Annotated in this window: 23 protein-coding genes; 12 read left to right on the top strand and 11 right to left on the bottom strand. The window is 68.5% G+C overall.

The window, feature by feature from the left end; all coding sequences use genetic code 11:
- Positions 1 to 145: 145 nt before the first annotated feature.
- The 3 genes from ACQPYY_RS24085 to ACQPYY_RS24075 all read right to left on the bottom strand — a co-directional run bounded on the left by ACQPYY_RS24085 (position 146) and on the right by ACQPYY_RS24075 (position 3,129).
- Positions 146 to 1,315 (bottom strand): hypothetical protein, encoded by a 1,170-nt coding sequence (locus ACQPYY_RS24085; protein WP_433591082.1) that lies wholly within the window; start codon positions 1,313 to 1,315, stop codon positions 146 to 148.
- 122 nt (positions 1,316 to 1,437) lie between these two features.
- A complete protein-coding gene (locus ACQPYY_RS24080) occupies positions 1,438 to 2,127 on the bottom strand; it encodes a hypothetical protein (RefSeq protein WP_433591081.1) in 690 nt (229 codons plus the stop codon).
- 357 nt (positions 2,128 to 2,484) lie between these two features.
- Complete coding sequence (locus ACQPYY_RS24075) at positions 2,485 to 3,129, bottom strand: TetR family transcriptional regulator (RefSeq protein ID WP_433591080.1); 645 nt, start codon at positions 3,127 to 3,129, stop codon at positions 2,485 to 2,487.
- A 105-nt stretch (positions 3,130 to 3,234) separates the two neighbouring features.
- Here ACQPYY_RS24075 and ACQPYY_RS24070 point away from each other — a divergent pair, with 105 nt between their 5' ends.
- From ACQPYY_RS24070 to ACQPYY_RS24055, 4 genes are all read left to right on the top strand, one after another.
- Positions 3,235 to 4,047, top strand: a complete 813-nt coding sequence (locus tag ACQPYY_RS24070) for an SDR family NAD(P)-dependent oxidoreductase (protein ID WP_433591079.1) — start codon at positions 3,235 to 3,237, stop codon at positions 4,045 to 4,047.
- Positions 4,048 to 4,049: 2 nt separating this feature from the next.
- Positions 4,050 to 4,883 carry a TIGR03619 family F420-dependent LLM class oxidoreductase gene (locus ACQPYY_RS24065; protein ID WP_433594719.1) on the top strand — a complete coding sequence of 278 codons (834 nt, stop codon included), beginning with the start codon at positions 4,050 to 4,052 and terminating at the stop codon, positions 4,881 to 4,883.
- Between the two features lie 23 nt (positions 4,884 to 4,906).
- Complete coding sequence (locus ACQPYY_RS24060; RefSeq protein WP_433591078.1) at positions 4,907 to 5,401, top strand: nuclear transport factor 2 family protein; 495 nt, start codon at positions 4,907 to 4,909, stop codon at positions 5,399 to 5,401.
- A 92-nt stretch (positions 5,402 to 5,493) separates the two neighbouring features.
- Positions 5,494 to 6,846 (top strand): TIGR03118 family protein, encoded by a 1,353-nt coding sequence (locus ACQPYY_RS24055; RefSeq protein WP_433591077.1) that lies wholly within the window; start codon positions 5,494 to 5,496, stop codon positions 6,844 to 6,846.
- Between the two features lie 63 nt (positions 6,847 to 6,909).
- Here ACQPYY_RS24055 and ACQPYY_RS24050 read toward each other — a convergent pair whose 3' ends face one another.
- Both ACQPYY_RS24050 and ACQPYY_RS24045 read right to left on the bottom strand, forming a co-directional pair.
- Positions 6,910 to 7,560, bottom strand: coding sequence for a response regulator (locus ACQPYY_RS24050; protein WP_433591076.1), 651 nt, complete (start codon positions 7,558 to 7,560; stop codon positions 6,910 to 6,912).
- A complete protein-coding gene (locus ACQPYY_RS24045; protein ID WP_433591075.1) occupies positions 7,557 to 8,708 on the bottom strand; it encodes a sensor histidine kinase in 1,152 nt (383 codons plus the stop codon). The genes ACQPYY_RS24050 and ACQPYY_RS24045 overlap by 4 nt, the downstream gene beginning before the upstream one ends.
- Positions 8,709 to 8,857: 149 nt before the next feature.
- Between ACQPYY_RS24045 and ACQPYY_RS24040 the strand changes: the two genes are divergently transcribed.
- Positions 8,858 to 9,847 (top strand): SDR family NAD(P)-dependent oxidoreductase, encoded by a 990-nt coding sequence (locus ACQPYY_RS24040; RefSeq protein ID WP_433591074.1) that lies wholly within the window; start codon positions 8,858 to 8,860, stop codon positions 9,845 to 9,847.
- Between the two features lie 8 nt (positions 9,848 to 9,855).
- On the opposite strand, the gene ACQPYY_RS24035 is transcribed toward ACQPYY_RS24040, so the two are convergent.
- Complete coding sequence (locus ACQPYY_RS24035; protein ID WP_379106575.1) at positions 9,856 to 10,299, bottom strand: hypothetical protein; 444 nt, start codon at positions 10,297 to 10,299, stop codon at positions 9,856 to 9,858.
- A 33-nt stretch (positions 10,300 to 10,332) separates the two neighbouring features.
- Complete coding sequence (locus ACQPYY_RS24030) at positions 10,333 to 10,836, bottom strand: DUF2231 domain-containing protein (RefSeq protein ID WP_379106573.1); 504 nt, start codon at positions 10,834 to 10,836, stop codon at positions 10,333 to 10,335.
- An 87-nt stretch (positions 10,837 to 10,923) separates the two neighbouring features.
- Here ACQPYY_RS24030 and ACQPYY_RS24025 point away from each other — a divergent pair, with 87 nt between their 5' ends.
- Entirely contained in the window at positions 10,924 to 11,604 is a 681-nt protein-coding gene (locus ACQPYY_RS24025; protein WP_433591073.1) for a DNA alkylation repair protein, read from the top strand.
- A 9-nt stretch (positions 11,605 to 11,613) separates the two neighbouring features.
- Here ACQPYY_RS24025 and ACQPYY_RS24020 read toward each other — a convergent pair whose 3' ends face one another.
- On the bottom strand, positions 11,614 to 11,760 hold the full coding sequence (locus ACQPYY_RS24020) for a hypothetical protein (RefSeq protein WP_357286567.1): 147 nt from the start codon (positions 11,758 to 11,760) through the stop codon (positions 11,614 to 11,616).
- 202 nt (positions 11,761 to 11,962) lie between these two features.
- On the opposite strand from ACQPYY_RS24020, the gene ACQPYY_RS24015 reads away from it, so the two are divergent.
- Entirely contained in the window at positions 11,963 to 12,565 is a 603-nt protein-coding gene (locus tag ACQPYY_RS24015) for a dihydrofolate reductase family protein (protein WP_433591072.1), read from the top strand.
- A gap of 67 nt (positions 12,566 to 12,632) precedes the next feature.
- On the opposite strand, the gene ACQPYY_RS24010 is transcribed toward ACQPYY_RS24015, so the two are convergent.
- Positions 12,633 to 13,712 (bottom strand): alkaline phosphatase family protein, encoded by a 1,080-nt coding sequence (locus tag ACQPYY_RS24010; protein WP_357286571.1) that lies wholly within the window; start codon positions 13,710 to 13,712, stop codon positions 12,633 to 12,635.
- Positions 13,713 to 13,801: 89 nt separating this feature from the next.
- Positions 13,802 to 14,479 (bottom strand): TetR/AcrR family transcriptional regulator, encoded by a 678-nt coding sequence (locus ACQPYY_RS24005; protein WP_379106565.1) that lies wholly within the window; start codon positions 14,477 to 14,479, stop codon positions 13,802 to 13,804.
- Between the two features lie 140 nt (positions 14,480 to 14,619).
- Between ACQPYY_RS24005 and ACQPYY_RS24000 the strand changes: the two genes are divergently transcribed.
- From ACQPYY_RS24000 to ACQPYY_RS23980, 5 genes are read left to right on the top strand one after another with little or no spacing between them, the layout of a single operon-like run.
- The gene (locus ACQPYY_RS24000; RefSeq protein ID WP_433591071.1) at positions 14,620 to 15,771 is read left to right on the top strand and encodes an acyl-CoA dehydrogenase family protein; all 1,152 of its coding nucleotides are present in this window, start codon (positions 14,620 to 14,622) and stop codon (positions 15,769 to 15,771) included.
- 24 nt (positions 15,772 to 15,795) lie between these two features.
- Complete coding sequence (gene fabG / locus ACQPYY_RS23995) at positions 15,796 to 16,545, top strand: 3-oxoacyl-ACP reductase FabG (RefSeq protein ID WP_433591070.1); 750 nt, start codon at positions 15,796 to 15,798, stop codon at positions 16,543 to 16,545.
- Positions 16,546 to 16,560: 15 nt separating this feature from the next.
- On the top strand, positions 16,561 to 17,718 hold the full coding sequence (locus ACQPYY_RS23990; protein ID WP_433591069.1) for an acyl-CoA dehydrogenase family protein: 1,158 nt from the start codon (positions 16,561 to 16,563) through the stop codon (positions 17,716 to 17,718).
- A 35-nt stretch (positions 17,719 to 17,753) separates the two neighbouring features.
- Entirely contained in the window at positions 17,754 to 19,238 is a 1,485-nt protein-coding gene (locus ACQPYY_RS23985; RefSeq protein ID WP_433591068.1) for a long-chain-fatty-acid--CoA ligase, read from the top strand.
- A gap of 11 nt (positions 19,239 to 19,249) precedes the next feature.
- Entirely contained in the window at positions 19,250 to 19,702 is a 453-nt protein-coding gene (locus ACQPYY_RS23980) for a MaoC family dehydratase (RefSeq protein WP_433591067.1), read from the top strand.
- 66 nt (positions 19,703 to 19,768) lie between these two features.
- Here the strand turns inward: ACQPYY_RS23980 and ACQPYY_RS23975 are convergent, their stop codons facing one another.
- Positions 19,769 to 20,545, bottom strand: a complete 777-nt coding sequence (locus ACQPYY_RS23975) for a YdcF family protein (protein WP_433591066.1) — start codon at positions 20,543 to 20,545, stop codon at positions 19,769 to 19,771.
- Positions 20,546 to 20,572 lie beyond the last annotated feature (27 nt).

Raw genomic sequence — 20,572 nt, 5'->3', positions numbered from 1 at the left:
CACGCGATCTCATCCTGGAGAATGACGTGACGGTGTGCGCGAAAGATCAACGAGGCGTGCCCCTCTCGCCCTGCCGAACCCACGGAACTGCCGAAAGGCGAGTGGCACATGGTGGCGGTGGTGTGTCGGCGGTTACCGGCGCGGATCAGCAGTGTTCGTACCGACGCACGTAGGGCTGCGACTCCGGTAGAACGTCGTGCCCGGGTATCTGGCAGCCGCCGACCACGACCTCGAAGAAAGGGCCCATGGAGTAGGAGGGGCCGTTGGGCGTGTGGATCGTGTAGTCGACCGTTGCGCGGGAGCCGGCCAGGTAGGGAAGGTGCAGTTCGGCGAGTCGAGTAGTCTGCGCGGCGCTGAATTCCGTACCCACGGGCGGGTATACGGTGACGTCCAGAGTGCGGCCTTCGAGGGGCGGGTCGTAGACCGACACTCGAACGAAGAACGGGATGGGTTGATCGGTCAGGAACCACTGCCACAGGTCGAGTTCGTCGTTGGAGGGGAATCGGGGGGTGGGGTTTTGCTGGGGAGTGTGGCGATCGTGGGGGATCGGGTACGACCCGGGGCTCCGTTCGGAGTGATTGGTGAACCCGCGATCGCGCTCACGCTCGCGAATGGTGGATACGACCCAGTTGTTCGATGCCAATTCGGGGAAGTCCCGAATGATTCGGCGCATCGCCGCGGTGGCCCGGTGCGGTTCGCTCTCGGAGCCCGCCCGGACGTCGATGGTGTTGGTTATGCGGTCTGCGAAGCCGCCGCTCGAGTCCCAGTGCACCTCGGTGCCGGGTGCCCATAGTCGCGACCAGGTGACCGCTGCGTTCGATTCAGAGCTCACGTCCCGGCCGAACATCCAGTATGCGGAGAACGAATCCGTCATCCGCTTGATGGTGAGCTGTATCGGGTCGCCGTGGAAACGCTGCGGAACCGGTTGAGCGCCCACGACACTCACCACGGCCGCAGCCTCGACCCCGGTCGCGTCGTCGCTGAGCCGCACGTCGAGATTGGAGGTGAAGTGTTTGCCCTTGTAATGGTCGAACCGGTGTGATGCATCGGTTACCCCCGGAAGGGCCCGGACGGCAGTCTCGATCTTGCGTGACCAGCTGTCGTGCTCGGCCTGATCGTGGCCTCGATCGAAAGAGCCACATCCGGTCAGGAGGACTGTCGTCATCGTCAGTATGACGGGCGGGGCGGTAACGCGAATGACTTTGATTCTGCGGAAGAGGAGTCGCGCATGCGCCGATGAGGGAGTGTAGGCAGAGAAAAGTGTCGCCCCCCAACGACGTACGAGATTGGAGGGGCGAAAACCTTCGAGGAACACTCCAGCAACCTACGTCAGCAATGCGGTGCCATGCATGCCCCGAATTGTGAGGACGAGCGAGCGGGACATGTCTTTCCGTGCCTTGACGATCTCGGGGCGAACTCGGTAGGGCGATCTGCGGATCAGTTCTGGCAGACCGGGTAGGCGGCGGCTGGGTGGCAGTGGGCGGGGCAGGCCAGGATGTAGATCATGTTGCCCAGGAGTAGGCCGTCGTCGAATGCGGCGGGGTAGTCGGCGGAGTCGTCCAGGTCGTCGCGGAGGTGGTCGTCGAAGCCGAAGTCTTCTGGGATCTGGCAGAGGAAGGTCAGGTCGGCTCCGCAGCGGCAGCGGTAGTGTTCGGCGTCCTGTACCCAGTACGGTGCGCCGCCGACCTTGAAGTCCTGAAGCGGGGAATCTTCGTTGTGGTGGTCGACATCTTCGTAGCGGTGCAAGGTCAGGCGACTCGGCCGCAGGAAGGGGTCCGGGGTTTGGGCGGGGGCGCCGTTGCGCTGCAGGAGGATTCGCCAGAAGGCGTGGGGGTTCGCGGGCGGTTTGTCCCAGAATCGTTCCGGCAGTTGGGGATCGGCCGTGGAGAAGCACGCGTCGCTTTCCAGGGGGCATTGGAAGACCAGGAGTTGGTCGCCGCCGAAATGTGGGACGTCGTCAGGGATTCGGACCTGGAAATACAGGGCCATTCGGGCGCCGCAGTCGCAGACCGGCCAGGGTTGGTCCGCATCGAGGACCGGCCAGCCGCCGATCGTGTCGCGGTCACCGGCGACGGCGGGCTCGTCGCTGACGTCGATCACATAGGTCAGCGATGTTGTCGAACTCATTCTTCCCCGTTCCTCCGTAGCGCTCGGTCAGCACTCGGGCGAACGATATCCACGATCTCCGACACACCGAGGGGCACATGCGACCTGTGCGGGGAGGGCCGGGCGGCGGTGGACGCCCGGCGGTGAGCTGGTTCTCGCCACGATGGTCTGATCGGCCGGGTGGATCGAGAGTCTCTGGACATCGGCGGACGCCGCGGGAGCGCTGGCGACGACAGCCCTGGCGGCGGCCAGTCCTGTTATGCCCCAGCCGATTCGGTGGCCGGGGCGGGTATATGTCGTCTTCGTTCTCCTGAATCGCTGGGCGAGGGGTTGGGGAACGCTACCGCCCCGAATTTCCTGGGGCGAACAGATTGGGGGTCAGCGGGATTCGCGCCAGGGGGCCAGGAGGAGGGTGCAGGCGCGGTGGACGTCGGAAACGGCTTGAGGGGTGGTCAGGCGGCCGGCGATGGTCCAGGTGAGGATGCCGTAGACGCACTGTTCGAGGAGGCGGGTCAGGCGGCGGTCATCGTCGGTGGGGGTGGTGATGCCGGCGGCGGAGAGGATGCGCTCGGGCATGACGTGGTCGGTTTCGAGGGCGGCTGCGGCGGCCGAGGAAGCCGCGGCGGGGGGTTCGGCGCGCAGTGCGTGGCCTTCGGCGCGGACCGCGTTCATCGAGACGATCATGGCGCGGGCCAGGTGGGGGTGGCGGAGGAGTTCGTCGACGGCGGTGGCCAGGAACTCGGACGCGCCCGCGATCGGGTCGCCGGGAACCGGGGCGGGGTGGGGTAGTTCGCGGACCGCGCCGTCGAGGACGCCGGCGAACAGGTGGTGTTTGGACGGGTAGTAGCGGTAGAGGGTACCGAGGGCGACGCCCGCGGACTGGGCTACCTCGCTCATCTGGACGCGTTCGAGGCCGTGCTCGGCGCCCAGGCGGGCGGCGGAGCGGAGGATGGCGCGCTGGCGTTCCAGTTGCCGGGCCGTCGAGACGCGGCCGGGGGCGCGGGAGTCCTGGATGCGCGGCATGGAACCACCTTCTGTCCGATAACTAGAATTCACTCTAGTTTTTTTGGGCGGAAGTTTGTAGAACTGGAGAGTATCGAGTTCGGTCTCACAGGTGAGGGAGTCGCAATGAGCGGTGTGGATCCGCAGCGTTACGGGCCGTGGGCGGTCATCACCGGGGGATCGGAGGGGGTCGGGCGGTCGTTCGCGAAGGAGCTCGCGCGAGCGGGGATCGCGCTGCTGCTGGTTGCCCGGCGGGCCGAACCGCTGGAGGCCACGGCCGCGGAATGCCGGGAGCTCGGGGTCGAGGTGCGGACGCTCGCAACCGATCTGACCGACCCGGCCGCCGTCGGGCGGATCGTGGCCGCGGTCGAGGACGTGGAGGTCGGGCTGCTGGTGCTCAACGCCGGGGCCAATACCCACAGCGCGCCGTTCGTCGACGGGGATCTCACCGCGTTCCAGCGGGTCATCGATTTGAACATCACCGCGCCGCTCGGGCTGATCCACCACTTCGGGGCGCGGATGAAAACCCGTGAGCGGGGCGGAATCCTGATGGTCGGTTCGCTGGCCGGGTATCTGGGGTCGCAGCACCACACCGTGTACGGCGGGGTGAAGGCGTTCGGCCGGATCTTCGCCGAAAGCCTGTGGCTCGAACTCGGCGAATACGGGGTCGACGTCCTGGAACTGGTGCTCGGCGTGACGCGGACACCCGCCATGGAGCGAGTCGGACTCAACTTCGACGTGCCGGGCATGGCGGTGTCCGAACCCGATGACGTGGCACGCGAAGGACTCTCGAATCTCGGACGCGGGCCGGTCCACATCATGTCCGGCAACGAGGCCGGGGCCGCGCAGCGCAACGATCCGGATCGGGCGACCGCGGTGCTGCGCGCCGATCGCGGCATGCGTCGGCTCATGGGCCTGCCCGAGCGGGTGACCCGATGACGATAAAGCTCGGGCTGTCCACGCCCATCGTCGTGCAAGTACCGGGGATCGCGTCGCCGTGGGAGGCCACCGCCGGGGCGGAGGAACTCACCCGGATCGCCAGGGCCGCCGACGAACTCGGATTCGACCACCTCACCTGCGCCGACCACGTCGGGGTGCCCGCCGCGGCGGCCGCGCTGCGGGGCGCGACCTACTGGGATCCGCTCGCGACGCTGTCCTACCTGGCCGCGCACACCAGCCGGATCCGGCTCGCCACCTCGGTGCTCGTGCTCGGATACCACCATCCGCTGGCGCTGGCCAAGAGTTACGGAACCCTCGACCGGCTGAGCAATGGCCGCGTGGTGCTCGGCGTCGGAGTCGGTTCTCTCGCCGAGGAATTCGCGCTGCTCGGCGCGGCCTGGGAGGACCGGGGCGCGCTCGCCGACGCGGCCCTGGCGCGTCTGAAACGGGCCTGGGGTCGTCGAGAAGCCGAGGACTTCGTCATCGAACCCCATGCGATCGACCACGCCGTGCCGATCTGGGTCGGCGGCCGCACCCGCCGGTCCCTGCGCCGGGCGGTGACGCTCGGCACCGGGTGGGTGCCGTTCGGGCTGAAGGCCGAACAGATCGCCGACATGCTCGCCACCGTCACCGTCCCCGAGGGCTTCGACATCGTGCTCTCGCCCGGCGCCCCGCTGGATCCGCAAGGCGACGAAGCGGATTCGCTGCGCAGGCTGACCGCCTTGCGCGACGCGGGCGCCACCCACCTGACCTGCACCGTGCGCGCCGCCGACGCCGGCCACTACTGCGAGCAACTCGCCGCACTCCGCGAACTCGTCGACCGCCATCTCCGGTAGAAGCCGGTAGAAGAAGGACTCTCATGACCGACGAGCGCCTCGCCGCCCTCGAAGCCCGGCTGCTGCGCCTCGAGGACGAGCTCGCCATCACACGCCTGATCGCCTCCTACGGCCCGCTCGTGGACGCCGGGGTCGCCGACGAGGTCGCCGAATTGTGGACCGAAGACGGCGAATACGACGTCGAGGGCTGGCACATGCGCAGCCGCGACGACGTGCGCGCCATGGTCGGCTCGACCGCGCACCAATCACTGATCGCGGCCGGATCGGCGCATTTCCTGGGCCCGGCGGCGGTCACCCTGGACGGCGACACCGCCGAAGCGGTGTGCGAATCCCTCCTGATCCGCCACCGCGACGGCGAGTTCTTCGTCTGGCGTGCCGGGGCCAACCATTTCCGGCTCGCCCGCACCCCCGAAGGCTGGCGGATCACCAGCCGCGTCACCCGCGTTCTGGACGGTTCCGACACGGCTCGCGGACTGCTCCGCGCGCCCCGGACCGGCGCGAATATCACTTCCGAATAGAAATGAGGGTCCCCTAACGACAGGGCCGCTTCATCCAGTTATGGTTAGCGTCACCTAACGCCGAACCTGGGCGTTTCGTTGGAAGGACTGACATGAACGGACGAGCGAGCGGTACCCCGGGCCGCAAGACCCTGCTGCGGCTGTCCGCGCTGGGCGCGGCGCTGGTCGTGACGGCGGCGTGCAGCAGCACGAAGTCGGACTCCGACGACGTCAAGGCCCTCGACGGCAACCATTACGCCCAGGTCAACATCGCCTCCAACAAGGCCTCCGACAAGGCCCAGTTCACCGACCCCAACTTCATCAACGCCTGGGGCATCGCGGACCGGCCCAAGGGCGCGGGCGGCCACTTCTGGGTCGGCGCGGGCGGCTACTCCTTCCAGTACGTCGGCGACGTCACCAAGTCCCCGGACGCCAAGTACCAGAAGATGTTCCAGGACCAGCTCAAGCTGGTCACCATCCCGGGCGCCGACTCCATCCCGGACGAGGACGGCGACGAGGGCGAGGGTAAGACCACCGGCGTCGTCTTCAACCCGGCCCCCATCACCTCCGACATCTTCCTGGTGAAGGACCAGCCCGTCAGCTACGACGGCAAGGACGAGAAGCTCACCGGCTCCGCGCGATTCATCTTCGCCACCGACTCCGGCAAGATCTCCGGCTGGACCGAGCAGGGCGCGGGCGGCGCCATCGTCCGCCACGACGGCCCCGCCGTCCTCGAATACGACGGCAGCGCCCAGGGCATGAACTTCAAGGGCATCGCCCTCGACCCGTCCGGCACCAAGCTGCTGGCCGCCGACTTCGGCAAGGACCCGCAGGTCCGCACCTTCGACAAGGACTGGAAGCTGGTGCCCACCACCGGTTTCGCCAACCCGTTCGCCACCGGTGACGCGGTCGACCCGGCCGACGCCACCAAGGGCAAGAAGATCAAGGTCGGCGACCCGGCCCCCTTCAACGTCGCCACCATCGGCGACCGGGTGTTCGTCACCTACGCCATCACCGGCTCCGAGGGCGGCGACCCGAACAAGCTCAAGGTCGGCGAAGAGGACTCTCTCGACAAGGACCAGGAGAAGAAGGAAGGCAACAAGGCCAAGAAGGGCCAGGTCGCCGAATTCGACAAGAGCGGCAAGCTGGTTCGCACCATCGACGCGGACGGCCGCCTCAACGCGCCGTGGGCCGTCGTCGTCGCCCCGCAGGGCTTCGGACCGCTGTCCGGCAAGCTGCTGATCGGCAACTTCGCCGGCGCCGGCCACATCCTCGCCCTCGACGACCAGTCCGGCAAGTTCGTCGACTACCTGCGTGACGCCGACGGCAAGCCTGCCGAGATCGACGGCCTGTGGGGTCTGATGTTCGGCAACGGTGAGAGCCTCGGCGACGCCGACGCCCTGTACTTCACCGCCGGGCCGAACTCCGAGAAGGAAGGCCTCTTCGGCAGCCTGCGACTGAAGTAAGCTGCGAATCCTGCGGGCCCCGAGCTGAACTCAGCTCGGGGCCCGAGTTCCTTTACAGGGGCCTCAGGGTGCGCCGTGGCGGAGGCCGTAGATGGCGAGGCGGACGCGGTTGGGGGAGCCGGTTTTCGCCATCAGGTTGGTGACGTGGGTTTTGACGGTGGTCACGCCGAGCACCAGGCGTGCCGCTATCTCGGCGTTGGACAGGCCCTCGGTGAGCAGGGCCAGCACGTCCGCTTCGCGGCGAGTCAGCGGGAACAGGTCCGGGGGAGTGGCGAGTTCGCCGTCGGAGCGCGCGGCCACCGCGGATTCGACCAGGCGGTGCAGGACGTCCGGGGAGAACGGGCGTTCGCCGATCGCGGCGCGGCGGATGCCGTCGAGCAGGTCGGCGGGGGCGGCGTCCTTGACGAGGAATCCGCAGGCTCCGGCTTCCAGCGCCGGGTAGAGGTGATCGTCGTCGTCGAAGGTGGTCAGGGCCAGCACCCGGGCGGACGGGCGGGCGGCCAGGATTCGTTCGGTCGCGCGGATTCCGTCCATGCCGGGCATGCGCAAGTCCATCAGGACGACATCGGGTGCGGTGGCGGCGGCCAGCCGCACGGCGTCCGAACCGCCGGAAGCCTCACCGATCACTTCGAGGTCGTCGGCGGTGTGGCACAGCATGCGCAGGCCCGCGCGGACCAGTTGCTGATCGTCCACGATGAGGACCCGGATCGTCATGCGGCCGTACCGATGCGGCGGGGGAGGCGGGCGGTGATCCGCCAGCCGGAGCCGTTCGGTCCCGCGCCGAATTCGCCGTCGAGCAGCTCGACGCGTTCACGCAGCCCGATCAGGCCCACCCCGCCCGGTAGCCGGGGCCGGTCGGTTCGTGGAGAGCCGTTGTCCCGCAAGGTGAAATCGAGGTCACCGGCGGCGTCCACGGAGACGGTCATCCACACGGTGGTCTCCGGCCCGGCATGTTTGACGACATTGGCCAGCCCTTCCTGCGTCAGTCTCAGCACGGTCAGCGCGCGCAACGCGTCCACCGCCGTGACGTCCTCGGCCACGTTCGCGGTGACGGCCAGACCACCGCGGCGGGCGCGCTCGACCGTCTCGGTGAGCGCGGCGGGCAGGTCCGCCGGAGCCAGGAAGGATGCGCCGTCACCCGCGGGGTCTCGCAGGATCGTCACCAATTTCCGCAGATCGGTGAGGGTTTGCTTGCCGGTCGAATGGATGTCGTCGAGGACTTCCAGCAGTGCGGGCGGCGCGTCGGGCACCGCGTGGCGGGCGACTCCGACCCGCAGCACGGTCGAGGAGACGTGATGGGCGATCAGGTCGTGGAGTTCGCGGGCGATCGCGGTCCGCTCGGTCTCCCGGGCCGCGGCGATCTCACTCGCCCGGCGCTGTTCGAGTGCGTCCGCCTCGCGGGCGGACTCTTCGGCGCGGGCCCACGCGGCGCGCAGCAGACCGCCGATGAACAGTGGCAATACGGCCATGACGACCGCGCGATACACCATCACCGCTGTTCCGCCGACCGGATGCAGCAGGTACGCCGCACCCAGTCCGACCGCCGCCGGCCAGGAACGACCGCCGCCACGGCGAGCGGTCAGTTCCGCGAGCGCGAAGGCCGCCGCGACCTTCGCGACAATCGGTCCGGTATGGCCGAATTCGAAGCCGAGGACCAGCAACCCGGTCGTCAGCAGCGAGGCCGTCATCGGGCGGCGCACCCCGTGGGCCGTCGCCAGCACCGCGAGCAGGCCTGTCGCCCAGTCGAAGACAGTCGGCTCATTCCCGAGCAGCAGCAGACAACCCACTGCCAGCACTGTCAGCACGGCGAGCCGGACCGGCAGCATGCGCTCGCCGAGCAGCGACTCGGCACTTCGGGTCACGCCGGAGGAACCAACCACGCTCCCATCATGGCGTACCGGTGAGGACCGGCGATTCCTCCGCAGGGAGGAGATCGGTCTCCGACATCGGGCCGATCGGAGGGGCCCGTGGTCGGATCCCTCACGCCGGTTCGGCCGCGAGGGTGAAAGGCATGAGCATCAACGACAATCCGGCCGACGACGACGCGAAGACGGGCAAGCCGGATGACCCGGCGGCGCGGTCACCGCAGCGCGGTCCCAGCCGCAGACGGGTCCTGGGCGCGGTGGCCGGGGGACTGGTGGCCGGCGCGGCCGCGGGCGTCGCGAGCGGAGTCGCGCTCGCGTCCGACGCGAATCCACCGCACCTGCGGCCCTCGGCGCGACGGTTCGAGAACAAGGTCGTCGTGATCACGGGAGCGACCTCCGGAATCGGCGCCGCTGCGGCCCGGCTGTTCGCCGCCGAGGGCGCCCGCGTCGCGTTCTGCGGACGCCGCGTCGACCGGGGCCGCGCCGTCGAGCGCGAGATCCGCTCGGCGGGAGGCGAAGCCACCTACATCCACGCCGACGTGCTGATCGAATCCGACGTCCGCGATTTCGTCGACGCCGCCGTACAGCGCTACGGCGGACTCGATGTCGCCTTCAACAACGCGGGCATCACCATCCAGAAGCCGCTGCACGAGTACTCCGCCGACGAGTTCGACCGCGTCGTGAACACCAATCTGCGCGGCAGCTTCCTGGCCATGAAATACGAAGTCCCGCACCTGATCCGCCGTGGCGGCGGAACGATCGTGGTCACGGCGTCGAGCAATGCGCTGGCCACCGATTCCGGCCGTGCCGCCTACACGGCGAGCAAACGCGGTCTGGTCGGGCTGGTCCAGTCCGCGGCACTGGATTACGCGGGCCAGGGGATTCGGGTCAATGCCCTGGTTCCGGGTACCACCGACACCGACCTCGTCCGCAATGCCAGCCCGATAGGCCACCTACCCGACGACGCGTACCGGGTGGCGATGAAGCAGTGGGCGGCATCGAATGTGCCCGGCCTGGGCAGGCTCGCCACGGCGGAGGAGATCGCGGCCTTCGCGCTGACCCTGGCGTCACCCGAGTTCCCCTACCTCACCGGTGCGCAACTGGTGATCGACGGCGGAAAGACCGCGCACGCCTGATGGTTTTCTCAGCTCGCTCCCACCCCCAGTGCGGTGAGCAGCACCAGGACGACGGTGATCACGGCGAACACGCCGTGGCCGCCGACGACCAGTACGGGGAAATGTCGTTCGGCCGGTTCCCGCGCGGGGATCGATACCGGAGCCGGTTCCGCGGCGAGCGTGCGCGACTCCCGGAACACCGGGAGCCAGCGCAGCAGCATCACGAACCCGAGCGCCGCCACCGGCACCAGGAAGCCGAAGGCGACCCAGGCCAGGGCATCGGAATCGACGACCAGGTAGATGATCCACAGCACCAGCCCGATCACGGCCAGCAGGAAATGGCCGAAGACGACGGGCGCGGGCAGATGGCTGGTACGCGGTTCGCGCACACCGCCTTTGGCGATCCAGGTGCCGAGCAGGACGAAGCCGCCGGTTGCGGTGAGCAGCCAGGTGATCAGTGCCGCGATGGCCATGACGAACTCCTGTCGAATGCGAGGGATGGGAATTCAGCGGCGGAAACCCTCCGCCTGGGTGGACTCGTCGGCGACCCGGACGCCGTAGCGGTAGGCGAGTTTGCCGCCGAGGTAGCCGGAGACGGACAACGTCGCCAGGGCCACGAGCGACAACACCAGTGGCCCGATCGGCACCGCGCCGTCGGGCGTGCCCCGCCACCAGAAGTTCAGGGCGAACGCCACGGTCACCGCCAGGTTCAGGCTCAGATGCGTCAACCCGATGCGGAACGCCGGGGTTCCGGCCGGAATGGCCAGGAAATCCAGGAACCCGACGGTCGCCGCGGCCAGTGCGCCCAGCACGCCGATGGCGATCAGCCACCGCGCGCCGTAGGCCAGTGCGTCCGAATCCCCGGCCACATGGGAGGCCAGGTCGAACACCACGCTCGCCACCCACGCCCCGATGGGCACGGTGACCAGGATCGGATGGAACGGATGGCCGTAGGGTCCGGCCAGCGCCGCACTCACCGGACGCTTCGCCCGCTGTGGATCAGCGGTCATGACAACCTCCCAACCAGGGTCGAGCAGGACTACCTGCCGCATACCCGTTCGCGCTCGGAGATCACGATCGGCGCTATCGTGAGTCGCGTGACCAGCACTTCCGTGCCCGAGCCGACCCTGACCGCCGTGCTGGCCGACTTGGCCGCCCTGGAAGACCCCAAGGCCCGCGCCGTCAACGAGCGACACGGCGACGACCACGGCGTCAACCTCACCAAGCTGCGCGCCCTCGCCAAGCGTCTCGGCCCCCGCGAGGACCTGGCCCGCCAACTCTGGAAGACCGGCGACAGCGCCGCCAAACTCCTCGCGATCCTCCTCTCCCGCCCCAAGCAGTACGACCGCGCCGACCTCGACACCATGCTCCGCGAAGCACGCACCCCCAAGGTCCACGACTGGCTCGTCGGCTACCTCGTGAAGAAGAACTCGAACACCGAGGTACTGCGCCTGGCCTGGATGAACGACCCCGACCCGGTCGTAGCCAGCGCCGGGTGGGCCCTCACCGCCGACCGCGTCACCAAACGCCCCGACGGCCTCGATCTATCCACCCTCCTCGACACCATCGACGCCGAGATGAAGGCCGCCCCCGATCGCCTGCAGTGGGCGATGAACACCTGCCTGGCCCAGATCGGCATCGCGCACCCGGACCTGCGTGCCCGCGCCATCGACATCGGCGAACGCCTGGAGGTTCTGAAGGACTATCCGACCCCGCCCCACTGCACCTCGCCGTACGCACCCATCTGGATCAACGAGATCGTGCGCCGGCAGCGATAGCCGAACGGTTCAGGAGTCCATGGCCTTGCCGACGAACCAGAGGGTGAGGACGGCGCCGGCGGCGATGACCGCGCCGTAGTGGCCGGGGGAGATGGCGTAGGTGTAGGTGGATGCGGCGAAGATGATCGCTGCCGCCAGGAAGAGCAGGCGCTTCACGGTGGGCTCCACAAGTCGGGATTCAACCGTATGAGGGGCGGGAGCGGGCGCACCATGGGATGGGCGGCGTGGTGGCGGCGGTGGGGCGCGCGGGGAGGAATCGGGGTGAATTGGGCAGGGAGCGATGAGATTCGGGCCGGGACGCCGTCGTATCAGGTAAGCGCGCGAGACATTCGACCACTGATCGGCAAGGAGCACACTGATGCGCAAGGTAACGGCGGGACTGTTCATCTCACTCGACGGAATCGTCGCGGAGCCCCAGGACTGGCACTTCCCCTACTTCAATGACGAGATGGGGGAAGCGGTTTCGGCTCAGGTCGCCGGGGCGGACACCCTGGTGTTCGGGCGGACCACCTATGAAGGATTCGCGGGAGCGTGGCCCGAGCGGGAGGCCGCGGGCGGCGAGGACGCCGGGTTCGCGAAGGCGCTCGGCGATATGCGGAAAGTCGTGGTCTCGCACAAGGAACTGGAATTCACGTGGCGGAACTCCGAGCAGCTGCGCGGCGACCTGATCGAGGGCGTCGCGGCGCTCAAGGCGGAGGAGGGCGGAGACATCGCGATGAGCGGCTCGCCGTCGGTGGTGGTGCAGCTGCTCGCCGCCGGACTGGTGGATGAGCTGCACCTGCTCGTGCATCCGGTGGCCCTGCGCAACGGCGGGGTGCGGCTGTTCGACGAGGGGAATTCGGTTCCGCTGCGGTTGATCTCGGCCACGCCGTTCAAGACCGGCGTGGTGCACATGGTGTACGGGCCCGCCGAGGAGCCCGCCCCCGCGGGGTACGCGGACGCGGCGGGGCTCATCTCCTGATCACCCACCCACGCGAAAGCCGGTCCCGGGAACCGAACCCGGGACCGGCTTGTCGACGTCGAGCGGCCTACTTGCCGTAGGAGCCACCGGCCGAGCCGCTCGCGACCAGGCACAGCGGGTTGTTCACCATCAGCATCTGCGCCGAACCCGACGACGAACCGGTGAGCCCGGAATCGAGGGCGGGCGTGTTCGGCGGGGTCGCGGCGGGATCGCCCGAACCGCCCAGCCGCATGGACCGGCCGTCGGAGTTCGGATCGGCCGGAGCGCCCAGCAGATCCAGCACCGTCGGGGTGATGTCGGCCAGCGCGTAGCCGTTGTTCTGGGCGCCCGCGGTGAAGTCCGGGCCGCGCGCGATCACGAAACTCGCTGTCTCGTAAGCGCTCTGACCGCCGTGCCCGCCCTCGGGCTTGTGGCCGTGATCGGTGGTCACCAGAATCGTCCAGCGCTCGTCGGCGTGCGTGCGGGCCCGGTCGTCCACCGCCTTGGTGATATTGCCGACCAGCGTGTCCACCCGGCCGATGGCGTCACGGTAGGCCTGCGGCCAGACCCCGCGCAGCGTGTGGCCGACGATATCGACCTGATCGAGGTGGGTGAAGGTGAAATCGGCGCCGTCGTCGGTGATCGAGGACACCACCTTCGCCGCCGCGGCCGAATCCGCCGTCGTCTCACAGACTCCCGCGCCCGTCGGGTCGACCTGCGTCACCGACACCTTGTCCGCCGCCGGACTTCCGGTCCGCGCGATCATGCCGATCTTGTCCCAGGTGCCCAGCGACGCCGTCGCCAGACTCGGCTTGTAGCGCTCCAACTGCGTGAACACCGTCGGATACTGCGCGAAAGGCGCGGGGTTGCAGGTGGCGTCGTTGTCCTTGATGCCGTGCTTGGTGTCCCACACGCCGGTCAGTGCCGTCGCCCAGGAGACGCAGGACATGGTGGTGTGCGGGGCTATCGAGGTCCGGGCCAGGGTGCCCTGCGCGGCGAGCAGGCCCAGGTTCGGCGCGTTCGCCGCCTGCACCTCGCTCCACAGCGTGCCGTCGATGCCGATCACCACGACCTTGTTCACCACGGGGGCGGCCGTCGCCGGGGCGGCCGAGGCCAGCGGGAGTGCGGCCAGCGCGACGGCGGCCACCCATGCACGAGTTCCAGACATGCGCGGCAGGTTAGCGGGGGCGCGGCACTTCCGCAGCGAATTCGGACAATCGACCAGAACTGTCCCGCAGAGTGAAACTCCTGCGGGTCTCATCTCTGGTCGGCGCGGGGATGCGAGCGCGACTGCCGTCGGCGGGCGCGCTCCCGCTCGATCGCGTCGAAGCGCAGTTGCAGGCCGTCGAGGAACGCCGACAGGGCCAATTCGAAACTCTCCGCGTCGATCTCGTCGGCTTTGGCGCGCAAGAGGTGGGCCTGCTCCAGGTGCGGATACCGGTCCCGGTAGACCTGCACGTCGTCGACGAAGCCACGCGAGAACGAGCCCATGGTGGCGCCCATGACCAGGTAGCGGGTGGCCGCACCGATATTCGTGGCGTCGCGCGGGGGCCAGCCCGCGGCGACCAGGCCGCCGTGGACGGCGTCGGCGGTGCGCAGGTTCTCGTCGCGGGTGCCGGGACCCGCGGCCAGGTAGGCGACGAAATTGGGGTGGCGGACCAGGGCGTCGCGGTAGGAGTGGGCCCAGTGGGTGATGCCGATACGCCAGCCCCGATCGAAGGACGACGCGTCGACTCGGGACATGAGCATGCCGCCGATGTCGTCGAGGACGGCGTCCTTGGTGGGGAAGTGGGTGTAGAGCGAAGCGGCCTGCACTCCCAGCTCGGCGGCGAGCTTGCGCATGGACAGTTCGGCGAGGCCGTCGCGGTCGATCAGGGTCAGCGCGGCGTCGCGAATGCGTTCGCGGCTCAGCAGCGGCACTTTCGGCCTGGCCATGCGGCTCACCTCCTGGGGTCCGGCGACACCGGCGCTCCGGTGGCTCTCGAACTTATCACCGGATCCTTGATAAACCGAACGCTGTTAGGATACCGTCGAGTCATAAACCTAACAACGTTTGGTTAGGAGCTATCGCAACCATGGACTTCGAACTCGGCGAGTCGCAGCGCGAACTGCGCGAACTGGCCCGCGCCTGGGTCGACAAGGAAGTCGTCCCGTACGCCGCCGCCTGGGACCGGGCCGAATCGGTGGACACCGCCATCGTCGGAAAACTCGGCGACATGGGCTTCCTCGGCATCGAGATCCCCGAGGAGTACGACGGTTCCGGCGGCACCGCCCTGGACTACTGCCTGCTGCTCGAGGAACTCGGCCGCGGCGACAGCTCGGTGCGCGGCATCGTGTCGGTGTCACTGGGCCTGGTATCGAAGTCGATCAAGACCTACGGGACCGAGGCGCAGAAACGAGAATGGCTGCCGCGGCTGTGCGCCGGGCAGGCGCTGGGCTGCTTCGGCCTCACCGAACCCGGCACCGGCTCGGACGCGGGCAGCCTGATCACCAAAGCCGTTGCCGACGGCGACGATTGGCTGCTGTCCGGCACCAAGATCTTCATCACCAACGGCACCTGGGCCGACGTCGCCATCATCTTCGCGCGCACCGGCGGACCCGGCCCCAAGGGCGTCACCGCGTTCCTGGTGCCCACCGACGCACCCGGTTTCACCCGCACCGAGATCAAGGGCAAGCTCGGGCTGCGCGGCCAGGCCACCGCCGAACTGGTCCTCGACCAGGTCCGGGTGCCCGACGCCAACCGGCTCGGCGACCTCGGCCAAGGCTTCAAGATCGCCATGGCCGCCCTCGACAAGGGCCGCATGGGCGTGGCCGCCGGATGCGTCGGCGTCGCGCGCGGCTGCCTCGAGGAATCGGTGAAATACGCCGGACAGCGCGAGCAGTTCGGCAAGCCGATCGCCGCCTATCAGCTGGTCCAGGAACTGATCTCGGATATCGCCGTCGACGTGGAGGCGGCGCGGCTGCTCACCTGGCGGGTCGCGGACCTGGTGGAGAAGGGCAAGCCGTTCGGCACCGAGGCCTCGGTCGCCAAACTCTTCGCCAGCGAGGCCGCGGTGAAGGCCGCCAACAACGCCATCCAGGTGTTCGGCGGCTACGGCTACATCGACGAGTACCCGGTCGCGAAGTACCTGCGCGACGCGCGTGTCCTCACCCTCTACGAGGGCACCAGCCAGATCCAGAAACTGCTCATCGGCCGCGCCCTCACCGGCGTGAACGCCTTCAACTGACCACTCACCCAGGGAGATACCCAGATGTCGAAAGTCGCAGTCGTCACCGGCGCCGCCCGCGGAATCGGCGCGGGCACCGCGGCCCGCCTGGCCGCCGACGGATTCGCCGTCGCCATCGTCGATCTCGACGAAGCCGCCTGCACGGACGCCGTGGACGCCATCGCCGCCGCGGGCGGGACCGCGATCGCGGTGGGCTGCAACGTCACCGACGAAGCCCAGGTCGCCGCCGCGTTCGAACGCGTCGCCGCGGAACTGGGCTCGGTGGACGTGCTGGTCAACAACGCGGGCGTGCTGCGCGACAACCTGCTGTTCAAGATGTCGGTCGACGACTGGGACCTGGTCATGTCCGTGCACCTCAAGGGCGCCTTCCTGTGCACCCGCGAGGCGCAGAAGTACATGGTGAAGCAGAAGTCCGGCAAGATCGTGAACACCTCCAGCGTGTCCGCCCTCGGCGCCCGCGGGCAGGCCAACTACTCGGCCGCCAAGATGGGCATCCAGGGCCTGACCCGCACGCTCGCCATGGAATTGGGGCCGTTCGGCATCAATGTCAACGCCGTCGCGCCCGGATTCATCGTCACCGAGATGACCGACGCCACCGCCGCTCGTGTCGGGGTCTCGCCGGAGGAGTTCCGCGCCGAGGCCGCCAAGATCACCCCGCTGCGCCGCGTCGGTACACCCGCCGACATCGCCAACGTGGTGTCGTTCCTGGTCTCCGACGACGCCTCGTTCGTCACGGGCCAGACCATCTACGTCGACGGCGGACGCCGTCTCTAGTCCGGAGAGTTTCCCATGCAGAGAACAGTTTTCGACAAGGACCACGAAGCCTTCCGCGAGACCGTGCGGGCCTTCCTCGAAGCCGAGGTCGTGCCCGTGTACGACCAGTGGTACGAGCAGGGCATCGCGCCGCGCGAGTTCTATTACAAGCTGGGCGAACTCGGCGTCTTCGGCATCGAGGTGCCCGAGGAATTCGGCGGCGCGGGCATCGAATCGTTCAAGTTCCAAGCCATTCTCATCGAGGAATGCGCGCGGGCGGCGGTATCGCTCGGCGGGTCCGGGGTGCACGTCGGGCTGTGCCTGCCCTACATCCTGAACCTGGCCACCCAGGAACAGAAGGAGCGCTGGCTGCCCGGCTTCGTGTCCGGCGAGACCATGTTCGCCATCGCCATGACCGAGCCCGGCACCGGCTCGGACCTGGCCGGCATGCGCACCACCGCCAAGCTGTCCGAGGACGGCACGCACTACGTGCTCAACGGGTCCAAGACCTTCATCACCGGCGGTGTGCTCGCCGACCGCGTCATCGTGTGCGCGCGCACCGCCGCGCCCACGGAAAGCGATCGCCGCCACGGCATCTCGCTGTTCGCGGTCGACACCAAGTCGGCGGGCTACACCGTCGGCCGCAAGCTCGACAAGCTCGGCCTCAAGGTCTCCGACACCGCCGAACTCAACTTCACCGACGTCGAGGTGCCGGTCGAGGACCTGCTGGGCGAGGAGCACCAGGGCTTCTCCTACCTGGGCCAGAACCTGCCGCAGGAACGCGCCTCCATCGCCGTCGGCGCGTACGTGCAGGCCAAGGCCGCCATCCGGTTCGCCAAGGAATACACCCAGCAGCGCAACGTGTTCGGTCAGCCGGTCGCCGGCTTCCAGAACACCAAGTTCGAGCTCGCCGCCTGCCAGGCCGAGGTCGACGCCGCCGAGGCCGTGGTCGACCGCGCCCTCGACGCCCTCGACAACGGCACCCTCACCGCCGCCGACGCCGCTTCGGCCAAGCTGTTCTGCACCGAGGTCGCCCACCGCGTCATCGACCGCTGCCTGCAGCTGCACGGCGGCTACGGGTTCATCAACGAATACCCCATCGCCCGCCTCTACGCCGACAACCGCGTGAATCGGATCTACGGCGGCACCAGCGAAGTCATGAAGATGATCATCGCCAAGGACATGGGGCTCTAGGCCCGCACCCCGACCCGATCGAACCCGAGGTCTCCATGAACGCGACTCTCTCCCTGGCCAGCATCCTCGCCGAACCGGCGTGGCGGCGGCCCGACCACCTCGCTCTCGTCGAGGGCGACCAGCGCATCACCTTCCGCGACCTGTGGCGGCAAGCCCGCGAACAGGCCGGGGCGCTCATCGAACTCGGGGTTCGGCCGGGGGACCGGGTCGCGCTCATGGGACCCAACACCGCCGACTTCCCGCGCGCGTACTTCGCCATCCTGGCGGCGGGCGCGACCGTGGTGCCGGTGCATCTGCTGCTCACCGCCGACGAGGCCGAGTACGTGCTGCGCGACAGCGGGGCCAAGCTGATGGTGTGTCATCCGATGGTCGAGGCCGTCGGCAAGGAGGCGGCCGCGCGCGCCGGCATCGACTGCGTGAGCCCGAAAGAGCTTTCCGGCGAGGCGATTCCGGCTTTCGTCGCCCGCAGTCCGCTCGACACCGCCGTCGTGTTCTACACCAGTGGCACCACCGGCCGCCCCAAAGGCGCGGAACTCAGCCACCTCAATATGGTCATGTGCGCGACGGTCAACGCCTTCGACGCCAATGAGGTCAAGCGCGAGGACATCGCGCTCGGGGCGCTGCCGCTGTTCCACGTGTTCGGGCAGACCGTGTCCATGAACTCGCACTGGCGGCTCGGCGCGACCCTGGTGCTCATGCCGAGATTCGATGCGGCACAGGCCATCGAGCTCATGGTGCGGGAGAACGTCAACACCTTCCATGGCGTGCCGACCATGTACCACGGCCTGCTCGACGCCGCGCGGGACGCGACCGCGCTGCCGGAGCTGCGGCTGTGCATCAGCGGCGGGGCCGCCATGCCGCCGGTCATCATCGAAGAGTTCGAGAAGGTGTACGGCGCACACATTCTTGAGGGCTACGGGCTGTCGGAGACCTCACCCACCGCGACGGTGAACCAGCCGCTGCTCGGTCCCGAGACCGGGACCGTCGGGCACCCGGTGTGGGGCGTCGACGTCGAGATCGCCGACGCCGCCGTGCGCAACCGCATCGACCTGCGGCCCGCCGGAACCATCGGCGAGGTCGTGATCCGGGGCCACAATGTGTTCGGCGGCTACACCGGACGGCCCGACGCCACCGCGGAAGTCATGGTGGACGGCTGGTTCCGCACCGGCGACCTCGGCGTCAAGGACGAGGACGGGTACCTGCGGATCGTGGACCGGATCAAGGAGATGATCATCCGCGGCGGGTTCAACGTGTACCCGACCGAGGTCGAGGCCGCGCTGCTGCGGCATCCGAATATCGCGCAGGTCGCGGTGATCGGGGTGCCGGACGAGAACTACGGCGAGGAGATCCTGGCGGTCGTCGTGCCCTCGGGGCCGCTCACGGCAGAGGACGTCATCGCCTACGCGAAAGAGCATGTGGCCCGGTACAAGTATCCGCGCCGCGTGGAGTTCGTGACCGAACTGCCGATGGGTCCGACCCACAAGATCCTCAAGCGCGAATTGAAGCAGCGATACCTCTGAAGGGCAGGACCATGATCGACTTCAGCGACTTCGACACGCTCCGCGCCGCCGCCGGAACCGAACTCGGCGTCAGCGACTGGATCACCGTCGACCAGCGCCGCATCGACACCTTCGCCGACGCCACCGACGACCACCAGTGGATCCACGTCGACGCCGCCCGCGCCGCCGCCGGACCCTACGGCCGCACCATCGCTCACGGGTTCCTCACCCTGTCGCTGGTGGTGCCGATGACCGCGCGGATCATGACCGTCAGCGCGGCGAGCATGGCGATCAACTACGGGCTCAACAAGGTTCGCTTCATCACTCCGGTGCTGGTCGACAGCCGCATTCGGGGACGGCTCACCCTCGACACCGTCACCGACATTCCCGGCGGTGTGCAGGCCGTGCGCACCATGACCGTCGAGATCGAGGGCGTGGACAAGCCCGCCTGCGTCGCCGAGAGCATCGCCCGCTACCTCGCCTGAGGTCATCGCACGCCGAAGGCCCGCCGATCGAATCGATCAGCGGGCCTTCGAGTTTCCGTGACCGGCCTACTTCGCGCCCGGCCCGAACGGCTGCGCCGACAGCGGCGCGGAATCCGGAGTCAGGGTGGCCACCACCGAAATTCCGGCAGCCCGGAAATTCGTCAGCGCCCGCGCGATGTGATCCGCGGAGGTGATCAGGATCGCGGCGTGCGCGCCGATCACATCCATCAGATGCGCCGAGAAGGCGGCGTTCTGGACCGTCGAATTCGCCTTGGTCTCGGTGTGGATGCGGTTGCGGTCGATGCCGCGCTCGACCAGCCAGTCGGCCATGGCATCGGCCTCGGTGACGCCGTTCTGCGGATTGCCGCCGGTCACGATGACCGGAGCTTGGGGCGACAGCAGCGCCGAGACGTAGCCGGCGGAGAGGCGGGCCATGAGTTCCGGGCGCATCTGGCCGTCGGGGAGCAGGCCGTAGCCGAGCACCACGATCGCGGTGTCCGGGGTGAACAGCGCGGGCAGATCGAGACCCGGCAGATCCATGCCCGGAATATTGATGGACTTGACCGCGTCGAAGGTCGCCGGCAGGTCCTGGGACAGGCCGAACACCGGATCGACCTGTGGCGGCTGGTCCGCCGAGTCGCCCGGTAGTAGCCGGGTGTCCGAGGCGGCCTGTTGCGGAGCCTCCCACTCGGCCGGTGGCTGGGTCCCCGAGTCCGCGAGCGGCGGGCCGGGCGTTTCGGCGGGAGCCGGGTTCGCCACCTCGGCGTACGCCGGGGTCGACACCGCCGCCAGGGCGACAACCGTCGCTCCGGGGAGCAGCGCCTGTAAGGTTTTGGTGCGCAAGGTGTTCGGTGTCTGCCGATGATGTCG

Origin of the sequence: Nocardia sp. CA-145437 (genome assembly GCF_050956485.1) — a bacterium.
In the GTDB taxonomy this organism is placed as follows: Bacteria; Actinomycetota; Actinomycetes; order Mycobacteriales; family Mycobacteriaceae; genus Nocardia.
The sequence above is the reverse complement of the archived record's forward strand: the minus strand, read 5'-3'. Positions and strand labels throughout refer to the sequence as shown.